This window comes from Sphingomonas faeni (assembly GCF_023195535.1).
GTDB lineage: Bacteria > Pseudomonadota > Alphaproteobacteria > Sphingomonadales > Sphingomonadaceae > Sphingomonas > Sphingomonas faeni_B.
In genome coordinates this window covers 159,737-171,459 of record NZ_JALPNF010000006.1, presented here as the reverse complement: position 1 = coordinate 171,459, position 11,723 = coordinate 159,737, and the positions used below count along the sequence as shown (strand labels likewise).

The window sequence follows — 11,723 nt, the reverse complement described above, 5'->3', positions numbered from 1 at the left end:
ACCCAGGGTAAAAAGCGTCGCCCTCCATGGCTCTGGGTCCTGACTTTCGTCAGGATGACGGTGTGAATGGGTCGGCCGCTCGCCGATCTGGCAGGGTCCTGCTATTGGACTATTGGGTTAAAGAGTCGCGAGCGAGCCCATCAGCTAGCGCGCGAAAGAGCCAGCGTCCCAGCCTGCACGCGTCACCCCAGCGAAAGCTGGGGTATCATCCTGAGACTACCGTCACGACAGACGCGGGAGACCCCAGCTTTCGTTGGGGTGACGGTCGTGGGAAGCGCCCGATCCTCGCGCACTAGCACCGCTTTCCCCGAAGCCTTTCAACGCGTATAGCGTACCCGAACCATGACTTCCGCAACTCCCCTCCTGCCACCGGCGCATTGGCGCGACTTCCTGGCGCTCACCAAGCCGCGGGTGATGACGCTCGTCGTCTTCACCGGGCTTTGCGGCATGCTCGCCGCGCCGACCTCGGTGCATCCGGTGATCGGCTTCACCGCGATCCTCTGCATCGCGCTCGGCGCGGGCGCGGCGGGGGCGCTCAACCAATGGTACGAGTCGGACATCGACGCGGTCATGCGCCGCACTCAGAAGCGCCCCCTCCCCGATGGCCGGATGGACCGCCAGGCCGCGCTCCATTTCGGCGTCGGGCTCGGCGCGTTCTCGGTGCTGTTCATGGGGTTCGCGGTCAACGCGGTCGCTGCCGCGATCCTGACCGTCTCGATCCTGTTCTACGTGCTGATCTACACCGTCTGGCTGAAGCGCCGCACGCCGCAGAACATCGTCATCGGTGGTGCTGCCGGCGCGTTCCCGCCGCTGATCGGCTGGGCCGCGGCAACCGGCGACATCGCGCTGCTCCCCGTGCTGCTGTTCCTGTTCGTGTTCCTGTGGACCCCCCCCCATTTCTGGGCGCTCGCGCTGTTCATGAAGAGCGATTACGCCGCCGCGGGCGTGCCGATGCTTCCCGTCGTGTCGGGCGAGCGCACCACGCGGACGCAGATCGGGCTCTATACGATCCCGATGGCAGCGGTCGCGATCCTGCCCTGGCCGCTCGGGCTGACGGGTGCGATCTACGGCATCGCCGCCGTCCTGCTCACCGGCTGGTTCGCGCTGCTCGCGATCCGTGTCGCCAAGCGCACAACCCACGCCGACGATGCGATGAAACCGGAGAAGGCCTTGTTCAAATACTCGATCCTGTATCTGTTCGTAATGTTCGGTGCGTTGGTCGTAGACCGGTGGTTCGCATGAGCATCCCCGATCCCGTCCGCGAGGAAGACCTGATCCGTAGCCGCCAGCGCGGTCGTGCGCGCGTGATGGCCGTCCTGCTCGGCGCCTTCGTCATCCTCGTCTTCGCAATCTCGATCGCCAAGATTCGCGCCGGGATGCCGCACTGATGGCACTCCTGAAAGGCATGTCGCGCACCAACCGCACCGCGGCGCTCGCGGTGCTCTTCATTTGCTTCATGACCGGGCTCGCCTGGGCCAGCGTCCCGCTCTACCGCCTGTTCTGCTCGGTCACCGGACTCAACGGCACGACGCAGCGCGGGCTGGTCGCACCCGGCGCGGTCGACCACAAGATCACGGTCGACTTCGATACCAACGTCAGCCCCAAGCTGCCGTGGAAGTTCGTGCCCGAGAATCGCTCCGACACGATCGACATCGGGGCGCGCGACATGGCGTTCTTCAAGGCCACCAACACCTCGACCAAGCCGCTGACCGGCACCGCGACCTTCAACGTCCAGCCCGCGCAGGCCGGCAAGTATTTCACCAAGATCCAGTGTTTCTGCTTCACGCAGCAGACGTTGAAGCCCGGCGAGACGGTGCGGATGCCGGTGATCTTCTTCGTCGATCCGAAGATCCTGACGGACCCGGATGCGGCCGATATCCAGACGATCACGCTGAGCTACACGTTTTACCCGGTGGATTCTGCCAAAACAGCCAGCTAGAACGCTGCGAAAGAACATAGGGGAGTACCGATGGCCGGCGCCAAGAACCATGATTACCATATCCTGCCGCCGAGCGTGTGGCCGCTGGTCGGCTCGTTCTCGGCGCTGATCATGGCGGTGGGCGGCATCATGTGGATGCATGGCGGGCATATCGACAAGCCCAATGGCGGCGGCTGGATCTTCTTCATCGGCCTCGCCGGGCTGCTCTTCACCTTCTACAGCTGGTGGGCGCAGGTCATCCAGGAGGCCCGCGCGGGCGATCATACGCCGGTCGTGCAGCTTCATTTCCGCTACGGCATGATCCTGTTCATCGCCTCCGAAGTGATGTTCTTCGTCGGCTGGTTCTGGGCGTTCTTCGATTTCTCGCTGTTCCCGACCGCAATGACCTATGCCGACGGCAGCGTCACGCGCGCCGTCGAAGGCGGTGCGGCGATCGTCGCGCAATGGCCTCCGAAAGGCCTGACGGTCATCAACCCGTTCGAACTGCCGCTGCTCAACACGCTGATCCTGCTGACCTCGGGCACCACCGTGACCTGGGCGCATCATGCGTTGATCCACAACCAGCGCGGCGGCGAAAAGACCGGCGCATGGGGCCTGATCGGCGTCGGCAACCGCGACGGCGTGCTCAAGGGCCTGTGGTTGACCGTGATCCTCGGCGCGCTGTTCAGCGCAATCCAGGCGTATGAGTACGTCCACGCGCCTTTCCCGTTCAAGGGCATCAACTACGGCGCGGCATTCTTCATGGCGACCGGTTTCCATGGCTTCCACGTGCTGATCGGCACGATCTTCCTGATCGTCTGCCTGGTCCGCGCGTACCGCGGCGACTTCACCCCGAAGCAGCATTTCGGCTTCGAGGCGGCGGCGTGGTACTGGCATTTCGTCGACGTCGTGTGGCTGTTCCTGTTCGTCACCGTCTACGTCTGGGGCGGCTGGGGCGCACCCGTCCACGGGGGTTGAGCTTTTACCACCCCATCTTCGGCCGCCACCCCGACCTCGGCAACCACCCCGGCGAAGGCCGGGGCCCAGTTGGCAAGGTCGCAGTAACGAAGCGCGGGACTCTGTCAGCAACGTCCCCCAACTGGGCCCCGGCCTCCGCCGGGGTGGTGGCGAATAAGCCGGCCGTCTCCCTCCCATTGTTCTCCCGCGAAGGCGGGAGCCCAGTCTGGATCCCCGCCTTCGCGGGGAAACAAGGGGAGCGCTGACCGCATGACCGAAGACCCCTACCCCCTCGCCACAGCCCCCTCGATCGCCCAGGTCGCGCTGAAAGGCCTGTGCCCCCGCTGCGGCAAGCGCACGCTCTTCGCCAAATGGTCCAACTTCGCCGACCGCTGCCCGAACTGCGGCCTCGACTTCTCTAAGTTCAACGTCGGCGACGGCCCTGCCGCCTTCCTCACGCTGATCCTCGGCGCCCTCGTCGTGACCCTAGCGATCACTTTGGAACTCAAGGTCCACCCGCCGCTCTGGCTGCACATGCTGATCTGGATCCCCTTCACCGCCGCCGGAGTCGTGCTGTCCCTACGCGCCGCCAAGGGCGCGCTAATGTCCGCCGAATACCGCAACGCAGCCCGCGAAGGCCGAATCGACCCGTGACCAAGCGCATACCCGTCGTCCCGACCATCCTCGTCACGCTCGCGATCGCGGCGATGATCGGCCTCGGCCTGTGGCAACTGCTCGACCGCCTCCCAAAAAAGGAAGCATTCCTGGCGCAGCTCGCCGCCAACCCCGCCAAGCCGACCATGGCCTTCCCGCGCTTCCCCGACGAAACGCTCCTGTTCCGCCGCGCGTCGGGCCTGTGCCTCCAGCCGACCGAGATCAAACTCGCCGGCGCCGGCAAATCCGGGTTCCGCGCGATCGCCGAGTGCAGCACCGGCGCGGAAGGTCCGGGGATGGTCGTCCAGCTCGGCACCACGCGCGATCCGATGACCAAGGTGAACTGGCCCGGCGGCGAAGTCTCAGGCTTCATCAGCCACGCGCCCGACGGCCGATCACTGATCGGATCGCTGTTCGATCACACCCCGCAGCGCCTGATGCTGGTCGCGGACACGCCGCAGGCCGGCCTCAATCCCAACGGCAAGCCCGACCTCGCCTCCGTCCCCAACAACCACCTCGCTTATGCCGGCCAATGGTTCTTCTTCGCCGCCATCGCCGCGATCATCTACACCTTGGCGCTGCGCCGCCGGTCACGACCGGACTCGGACGCACGATAGATCAAACACCGTCATCCCAGCGAAAGCTGGGATATCCCCGTTTGGCTCGCTTCATCTGCCTCGTGAGATACCCCAGCTTTCGCTGGGGTGACGGAACGGGGCTAGGGGCAACGGACTGCCGCTGACGTAAGGGACTGGGAACTGGGGACCGACGGGATCACACACCGCGCGCGCCCGAAAGCTTGTCGCCTTCCCGCCCATTCGCTAACCGGCTTGGCCATGCGTTACATCAGCACCCGCGGCTCGGCGCCAATCCTCGATTTCGAAGCGGCGACGCTTACCGGCCTCGCGTCCGATGGTGGCCTCTACCTCCCCGAGGGGTGGCCGACGATGACCCGCGACGAGATCGTTGCGCTCGCCGGGCTCTCGTATGTCGACACCGCGGTCGCCGTGATGACCCCATTCGTCGGCGATGCGATGTCCCGCGACGAGCTGAAGGCCCTCTGCGAACAGGCATACGGCCGCTTCTCGCACGCAGCGGTGACCCCGCTGGTCCAGCTCGACCATGACCAGTGGCTGCTCGAACTGTTCCACGGCCCGACGCTCGCGTTCAAGGACGTCGCGCTCCAGCTGCTCGGCCTGTTCTTCGAGCGCTTCCTCGCCGGTACGACCAAGCGCCTGACGATCGTCGGCGCGACCAGCGGCGACACCGGCTCGGCGGCGATCGACGCGGTCGCCGGACGCGAGGGCATCGACATCTTCATGCTCCACCCGGTCAGCCGCATCTCCGACGTGCAGCGCCGCCAGATGACCACGGTGCTCAGCCCCAATGTCTACAACATCGCGATCGAGGGCAGCTTCGACGATGCGCAGGCGCTCGTAAAGGCGATGTTCAACGACCGCGCCTTCTCCGACCGGTTCGCGCTGTCGGCGGTCAACTCGATCAACTGGGCCCGGCTGATGGCGCAGGTAGTCTACTTTTTCTACGCCGCCGTCCGCCTCGGCGCGCCCGAGCGCGAAGTCGCATTCTCGGTGCCGACCGGCAATTTCGGCGACGTATTCGCCGGCTATGTCGCGGCGAAGATGGGGCTTCCGGTGGCCAAGCTGGTCGTTGCGACCAACGTCAACGACATCCTCCACCGCGCGCTCAGCACCGGCGATTACTCGAAGGGCGGCGTCCAGCAGACCCCGACCCCGTCGATGGACATCCAGGTGAGCTCGAATTTCGAGCGCCTGTTGTTCGACCTCGGCGATCGTGACGGTGCCGCGCTGGCCGCACAGATGGCCGGCTTCGAAGCTTCGGGAGCGATGCGCCTTACCAACGCGCAGTCGCAAGGCGCCTCCGCCCTCTTCCAGAGCGAGCGCATCGACCTCGACGACATGACGCTGGCGATGCGCTGGGCACACGAGCATGCCGGCCAAGTGATCGACCCGCATACCGCGATCGGCCTCGCCGCAGCGCTGCGTACCGAAGTCCCCGCCGGCGTGCCGATCGTGACGCTCGCCACCGCGCACCCGGCCAAGTTCGGCGACGCGGTCGAGCGCGCCACGGGCGTCCGTCCGTCGCTCCCCGCCCGCGTCGGCGACCTGTTCCAGCGTGAGGAGCGCTACGCAACTCTGCCGGCGACGTTCGAGGCGATCACCGCCTACATCACCGAGCGGGCAAAGCCGTCGGCATGAATCTCGAAACCCTCATCGGCGAACCCTGGGCGGATTACGGCCTGATCGACTCCGGCCACGGCAAGAAGCTCGAACGCTATGGCCGCTTCCGCTTCATCCGGCCCGAGCCACAGGCGATGTGGGCGCCCGCCTTGACCGACTGGCAGGCGCAGGGCGAATTCGTCCCCGGCTCCGACGAGGACGGCGGCGGTCGCTGGGAATTCTCCGAACCCGTGCCCCGCGAAGGTTGGACGCTAAAGTGGAACGAGGTGTCGTACACCGCGCAGACCACGCCGTTCCGCCACCTCGGATTCTTCCCCGACATGGCGCCGGTGTGGAGCTGGATGCGCGAGCGCGTCGCGGGGCTCGACAGCCCCGAATGCATGAACCTGTTCGGCTATACCGGCGTCGGCACGCTGGCGATGGCGACCAAGGGCGTGCGCATGGTGCACGTCGACGCGTCGAAGAAGTCGGTCGAGGCGGCCAAGGCCAACGCGAAACTGTCGGGCATGGCCGACGCGCCGATCCGCTGGATGACCGACGACGCCGCGAAGTTCGTCGCGCGCGAAGTGCGCCGGGGGCGGCGGTATGACGGGATTCTGCTCGATCCGCCGAAATATGGGCGTGGGCCGGAGGGCGAGGTCTGGCGGCTGGAGGAAGATCTGCCGAAGCTGATCGCCGACTGCCGCAGGCTGCTCGACGAGAATTCGCGGTTTCTGTTCCTGACCGTCTACGCGGTGCGGATGTCCGCGCTGGCGATCGGGGAGTTGCTGAACCAGGTCTTCGCGGATCTCCCCGGCAAGGTCGAAGTCGGCGAGTTGGGCGTCCGCGAAGAAGCGCGCGGGCTGACGCTCCCCACCGCAATCTGGGCCCGCTGGAGCCGCTGAGCCCGCTCCGCTAGCCACCACCCCGGCGGAGGCCGGGGCCCAATTGGAAAGGTTGGCGTAACGAAGGGTGGTCCTCCGTTGGCTACGCCCCCCAATTGGGCCCCGGCCTTCGCCGGGGTGGTGGTTGATACAGGGGACGGGACAAACCCGGCAGCTCCCATACCGTTCGTGCCGAGTAGAGACCGAGTAGCCCGCTCGGGCGTATCGAGGGTTCGTATCGAGGTACAGGTTCCGCGCGCCAACCTGTCCTTCGATACGCCGTCTCGATACGCTCCTTTGCGGAGCTACTCGACAGCTACTCAGGACGAACGGCAGTTACCGGGCTACCCCGGAATCTGCTGCGAGATGCAGTGGAAGCTCCCGCCGCCCGTCAGGATATGATCCGCACGCTGCCCCACCACCTCACGGTCCGGAAACAGCGCCTGGATCGCCACCACCGCCGCCTGGTCGTTCTCAGCCCCGTACAACGGCACCACCACCGCGGCATTGCCGATATAGAAGTTCATATAGCTCGCCGGCACGACCTCCTCGTCGCGCAGCACGCGGCCCGGCGACGGGATCGTCACGACCTCCAGCCCCGCCGCCCGCGCGTCTCGCGCCGCGTTCTGGTACACCTGCCAGTTCGGATCGTTATCGGTCGGCTTCGGGATCGCTACGCGCCCCTCGCCGACGAACCGCGCGAGGTTGTCGACATGACCGTCGGTATGATCGTTGACCAATCCGTCACCCAGCCACACCACGCGGGTATAGCCCAGATCCGACGCCAGCCGCGCCTCGATATCCGCCTTGCTGAGGGACGGATTGCGGTTGCGGTTGAGCAGGCACTGTTGTGTCGTCACGACCGTCCCGGTGCCGTCGCCATCGATCGCGCCGCCTTCGAGCACCCAGTCGCACGTCTCGACCCGCTTGTGCCGGCTCGCCGCCAGCCGCTGCCCGATCGTGTCGTCACCCGGCAGATCGTATTTCCCGCCCCAGCCGTTGAACCGGAAGTCGCGCGCGCTGCCGTCGCCGACGATGATCGGCGCGGTATCGCGCAGCCAGATATCGCCGAACGGCTCGACCACCACCTGCGCGAACGGCGCCAGCTTCTTGGCGGTGGTCGCCGACCCGACGTCCGCCGCAACCAGGATAACCGTCTCGCCCCGGCCCTCGGCATGCACCGCCTTGGCGAACGCAACGACCTCGTCCCGCGCCGGCTCCAGATCCTCCAGCCATAGGTCCGCATGGCTAGGAAAGCCGATCCAGACGGCTTTATGATGCGCCCATTCGGCGGGGGTGGTCGTCGTCACTTCACTTGGCTCCTGCGCGGTCGCGGTCACGAATGCCGCGGAATTCGGCGGTCTTATACCAGTTCGGCCACAGACTGGTATCGTCCGCAAGCTTCCGCCCGAGGCCGTAATAGATCGTCAGGTCGTCGACCACGCCCGACCAGTCCCACTTCGCGTCATATTCGTCCGCGGGCTTGTGATAGCGGTGTGCGACATAATCCTCGCGCGCGGCATGCCCCGCCGCGGTGCCGCCGACGACCATATCCTCGCCGCTGCCGCCATCGAGCATCGGCACGCCCAATTTGGCAAAACTGAAGTGATCCGACCGGTAATAGCCGCCCCGCTCCGGGTTCGCCTCGACGCCGATCACGCGGCCCTCGGCAGCGACGAACGGCTTCACCAGATCCTCGATCTCGGATTTCCCTGCGCCGACCAGGACGAAGTCCTTGGCGCGGCCATCGGTGTTGAGCACGTCCATGTTCACCCCGCCGACGGTGTGCGCCAGCGGATAGATCGGGTGCTCGGCATAATAACGCGACCCGAGCAGCCCGGACTCCTCCGCAGTCACCGCCAGGAACGCGATCGAGCGCTTGGCCGGGCCCGCCTTGGCCTGCGCCTCGGCCAGCGCGATCAGTCCGGCGACACCCGTCGCGTTATCCGCAGCCCCGTTGCAGATGTCGTCGCCATCGACCGGATCGCAGCGCCCGAGATGATCCCAATGCGCCGAATACATCACGTAATCGTCGGGTTTCGCAGTCCCCGGCAGCACGCCGATGACGTTCTTCGACGCCTGGCGCTTGATGGTGTTGGTGAACCCGCCCGACAGCTTCAGCCCGAGCGGCACCGCCTTGAACCCTTTCACCTTCGCCGCCGCGGCGAGCGTCGCGTAATCCTTGCCCGCGCTCGCGAACACGCGCTCGGCCGACGCGCGCTGCATCCAGCCGACGATCTGCGACTGGTCGAGATGATCGCCCTTCTCGTCCAGTTCCAGCTGCGGCCCGGTCCAGGACGACTGCACCACCGCCCACGGATACGCCGCCGGCTCGGTATCATGGACGATGATCGCCGCCGCGGCGCCGTGCTTGGCGGCGTTCTCGAACTTGTACGGCCAGCGCCCGTACCACGTCATCGCGCGCCCCTCGAACGGCCCCTCACGCGACATCGTCTGCCAGTCGGCGTCGTTGATGAGGATGACGACCGTCTTCCCGTTCACGTCGACGCCGGCATAATCGTCCCAGCCCTTTTCGGGTGCGGTTATGCCATAGCCGACGAACACCACGTCGCTGTTCGCCACCGATACCTTCGGTACTACGCGATAGGTGCCCGCGACCATTTCGGTACGATAGGCGAGGCTTACGGGCGTCTTGCCACCTGTGAAGACATAGGGCTGCACGGCGGTCGCGGTGATCTCAACCATCGGCACGTCCTGCGTCCATGCGCCCTTGTTGCCGGGCTTGAGCCCCGCCGCTTTCATCCGCTCCACGATATAGCCAACCGTCTTCGCCTCGGCGGGGGTGGTCGGCGCGCGGCCTTCATACGCGTCCGACGACAGCACCTGCGTGACGGTCTTCAACGTCTCGACCGAGATCGCGGGAGCGGGTGTCGACGACGTCTGAGCGGACGCGGCGGTCCCGAGCAGCAAAAAAGGCAAGATAGCGGCGCGCATGATCGTCTCCCCCGATACGTTGGCGGGCGTTCTGGCAGCGCCTCCTGCACCACGCAAGCACCGCTATGCTTGCCGTCCTCCCCATCGTCGATAGGATCGCGCTCAGGGACCTTATCGGGGGAAGATGATGATGATGCGGTTGCTGAGGAGAGCAGGCGCTGGTGTCGCGATCGGGGGCATGCTGACCGTTCCAGCGGCGCAGGCCGCGGTCGACCCCGCCGGCCCAGTGGCGGCCGCATTCGGCGCACGCGAGCTCCAGCAGATGAGCATGTCGCCCGACGGCGCGCGCATCGCGATCCTCATCCCGACCCGTGGCCGTGGTGCCGCGCTGCGCATCTTCGACATGGCCAGCGGCAAGATCGGCGACGCGATCCTCATGTCGTCCGGCGATCCCGAGAGCCTGCGCGATTGTCACTGGTCGACGAACACCCGACTGATCTGCCGCATCTCAACCACCGCGCAAAGCGGGGCCGGACTGCTTGGTTTCAGCCGGGCGTTGGCGGTCGACAGCGACGGCGGCAACATGAAGATGCTCAGCGCACGCACCAACGACCGTTCGCTCGACATCATGCAGGACGGCGGCGCAGTCATCGACTGGACCGCCGACGGCGTGAATGGCGCGGTCCTGATGACGCGCAAGTTCGTTCCTGAAAGCACAATCGGCACCCATCTCGCCAGCAGCGCGGATGGTCTGGGCGTCGAACGGATCGATACCCTCACGCTGTCGCGTCGAACCGTCGAACCAGCCCGCAATTCTGCCGCCGAATATATCAGCGACGGTCGTGGCACGGTCCGGATCATGGGGACACGTGAGAAATCCAGTTCGGGCTATGATCGCGGCAAGATCGTCTATTCCTACCGCAAGCCCGACGATCGTAACTGGCTGCCGCTCAGCCAAGTCGTCGCGCAACCGAGCGGTGGGTCCATCGGCTTTGATCCCTATGCAGTCGATCACGGCCTGAACGTCGTCTATGGTTTCGACGATGCGGACGGACGCCAGGCGCTGTACAGCATCACGCTCGACGGCAGCCTGAAGCGAAACCTCGTTCTCACGCGACCCGATGTCGATGTCGACACACTGATCCGGATCGGCCGGCAGAATCGCGTCGTCGGCGCGTCCTACGCCACCGATCGACGCGAAGTGGCGTTCTTCGATCCTGCCCTGAAGACACTTGCGGCATCGCTGCACCGGGCGCTGCCGGGCCAGCCGATCATCACCTTCGTCGATGCCAGCGCGGACGAAACCAAGCTGTTGCTATTCGCCGGCAGCGATGTCGATCCCGGCCGCTATTACCTGCTCGACCGCACCACCAAGAAAATGGGCGAAGTTCTGCCTGCGCGGCAGGAGTTGGCGAAGGCGACGCTTGCCCCCGTCAAAGCGATCACCTTCCAGGCCGCCGACGGCACGATGATCCCCGGCTACCTAACGCTACCCGCGGGACGCGACGGCAAGGGCCTGCCCGCGATCGTGATGCCGCATGGCTTACCGGGCGCACGCGATGAATGGGGCTTCGACTGGCTGTCGCAGTATTTCGCCGCACGCGGGTTCGCGGTGCTCCAGCCCAACTTCCGCGGCTCAACCGGCTATGGCTCCGCCTGGTTCCAGAAAAATGGCTTCCAGTCGTGGCGGACCGCAATCGCCGATGTCGATGATGCCGGCCGCTGGCTGGTGTCGCAGGGGATCGCCGCACCAGACAAGCTGGCGATCGTCGGCTGGTCTTATGGCGGCTATGCGGCGTTGCAATCTGCGGTGCTCGATCCTGGGCTGTTCAAGGCGATCGTCGCGATCGCGCCGGTGACCGATCTCGAGGCGCTGCGATCAGAAGCCCGCAATTTCAGCAACTACACCATGGTCGACGCCTTTATCGGCCACGGACCACATATCCAGGCAGGGTCGCCCGCGCGCCATGCCGACAAGATCAAGGTGCCCGTGCTGCTGTTCCACGGCGACCAGGATCGCAACGTCGGCATCGGCGAGTCTCGATTGATGGCGTCGAAACTAAAGGGCGCCGGCGGCGAGGTCGAACTGGTCGAGTTTACGGGACTCGATCACCAACTCGATGACGACGTCGCGCGGACCGCGATGCTGACGAAGGCAGATGCCTTCCTGCGGGCTTCCTTGGGGATGTGACACGAAAAAAGGGCGGCCCCAACGGG

At 65.8% G+C, this 11,723-nt stretch carries 11 protein-coding genes; 9 read left to right on the top strand and 2 right to left on the bottom strand.

Going from position 1 to position 11,723, the window contains the following annotated elements; genetic code table 11:
* The first annotated feature begins 342 nt into the window (after positions 1–342).
* The 8 genes from SPHN_RS13030 to SPHN_RS12995 all read left to right on the top strand — a co-directional run bounded on the left by SPHN_RS13030 (position 343) and on the right by SPHN_RS12995 (position 6,632).
* Positions 343–1,242: a heme o synthase gene (locus tag SPHN_RS13030; protein ID WP_248523928.1), complete on the top strand. Its 900-nt coding sequence runs from the start codon at positions 343–345 to the stop codon at positions 1,240–1,242.
* Complete coding sequence (locus SPHN_RS13025) at positions 1,239–1,388, top strand: hypothetical protein (protein ID WP_248523927.1); 150 nt, start codon at positions 1,239–1,241, stop codon at positions 1,386–1,388. Before SPHN_RS13030 ends, SPHN_RS13025 begins: the two co-directional genes overlap by 4 nt.
* Positions 1,388–1,939 carry a cytochrome c oxidase assembly protein gene (locus SPHN_RS13020; RefSeq protein WP_248523925.1) on the top strand — a complete coding sequence of 184 codons (552 nt, stop codon included), beginning with the start codon at positions 1,388–1,390 and terminating at the stop codon, positions 1,937–1,939. The genes SPHN_RS13025 and SPHN_RS13020 overlap by 1 nt, the downstream gene beginning before the upstream one ends.
* A 30-nt stretch (positions 1,940–1,969) precedes the next feature.
* Positions 1,970–2,896, top strand: a complete 927-nt coding sequence (locus SPHN_RS13015) for a cytochrome c oxidase subunit 3 (protein ID WP_248523923.1) — start codon at positions 1,970–1,972, stop codon at positions 2,894–2,896.
* Between the two features lie 249 nt (positions 2,897–3,145).
* A complete protein-coding gene (locus SPHN_RS13010) occupies positions 3,146–3,529 on the top strand; it encodes a DUF983 domain-containing protein (RefSeq protein WP_248523921.1) in 384 nt (127 codons plus the stop codon).
* Positions 3,526–4,146 carry an SURF1 family cytochrome oxidase biogenesis protein gene (locus tag SPHN_RS13005; protein ID WP_332797057.1) on the top strand — a complete coding sequence of 207 codons (621 nt, stop codon included), beginning with the start codon at positions 3,526–3,528 and terminating at the stop codon, positions 4,144–4,146. Before SPHN_RS13010 ends, SPHN_RS13005 begins: the two co-directional genes overlap by 4 nt.
* Positions 4,147–4,365: 219 nt before the next feature.
* Positions 4,366–5,766, top strand: coding sequence for a threonine synthase (thrC, locus tag SPHN_RS13000; protein ID WP_248523919.1), 1,401 nt, complete (start codon positions 4,366–4,368; stop codon positions 5,764–5,766).
* Positions 5,763–6,632, top strand: coding sequence for a class I SAM-dependent methyltransferase (locus SPHN_RS12995; RefSeq protein ID WP_248523917.1), 870 nt, complete (start codon positions 5,763–5,765; stop codon positions 6,630–6,632). Before thrC ends, SPHN_RS12995 begins: the two co-directional genes overlap by 4 nt.
* A 323-nt stretch (positions 6,633–6,955) precedes the next feature.
* On the opposite strand, the gene SPHN_RS12990 is transcribed toward SPHN_RS12995, so the two are convergent.
* On the bottom strand, positions 6,956–7,921 hold the full coding sequence (locus SPHN_RS12990) for an agmatine deiminase family protein (RefSeq protein WP_248523916.1): 966 nt from the start codon (positions 7,919–7,921) through the stop codon (positions 6,956–6,958).
* A gap of 1 nt (position 7,922) precedes the next feature.
* Positions 7,923–9,566, bottom strand: a complete 1,644-nt coding sequence (locus SPHN_RS12985) for a M28 family metallopeptidase (protein ID WP_248523914.1) — start codon at positions 9,564–9,566, stop codon at positions 7,923–7,925.
* A gap of 178 nt (positions 9,567–9,744) precedes the next feature.
* Here SPHN_RS12985 and SPHN_RS12980 point away from each other — a divergent pair, with 178 nt between their 5' ends.
* On the top strand, positions 9,745–11,697 hold the full coding sequence (locus SPHN_RS12980) for an alpha/beta hydrolase family protein (protein ID WP_248523912.1): 1,953 nt from the start codon (positions 9,745–9,747) through the stop codon (positions 11,695–11,697).
* The last annotated feature ends 26 nt before the right edge of the window (positions 11,698–11,723 follow it).

Excerpts from the sequence above, each read along its gene's own strand:
- SPHN_RS13030 (WP_248523928.1), top strand. The coding sequence starts at position 343 with ATGACTTCCGCAACTCCCCTCCTGCCACCGGCGCATTGGCGCGACTTC.
- SPHN_RS13025 (WP_248523927.1), top strand. The coding sequence starts at position 1,239 with ATGAGCATCCCCGATCCCGTCCGCGAGGAAGACCTGATCCGTAGCCGC.
- SPHN_RS13020 (WP_248523925.1), top strand. The coding sequence starts at position 1,388 with ATGGCACTCCTGAAAGGCATGTCGCGCACCAACCGCACCGCGGCGCTC.
- SPHN_RS13015 (WP_248523923.1), top strand. The coding sequence starts at position 1,970 with ATGGCCGGCGCCAAGAACCATGATTACCATATCCTGCCGCCGAGCGTG.
- SPHN_RS13010 (WP_248523921.1), top strand. The coding sequence starts at position 3,146 with ATGACCGAAGACCCCTACCCCCTCGCCACAGCCCCCTCGATCGCCCAG.
- thrC (WP_248523919.1), top strand. The coding sequence starts at position 4,366 with ATGCGTTACATCAGCACCCGCGGCTCGGCGCCAATCCTCGATTTCGAA.
- SPHN_RS12995 (WP_248523917.1), top strand. The coding sequence starts at position 5,763 with ATGAATCTCGAAACCCTCATCGGCGAACCCTGGGCGGATTACGGCCTG.
- SPHN_RS12985 (WP_248523914.1), bottom strand. The coding sequence starts at position 9,566 with ATGCGCGCCGCTATCTTGCCTTTTTTGCTGCTCGGGACCGCCGCGTCC.
- SPHN_RS12980 (WP_248523912.1), top strand. The coding sequence starts at position 9,745 with ATGCTGACCGTTCCAGCGGCGCAGGCCGCGGTCGACCCCGCCGGCCCA.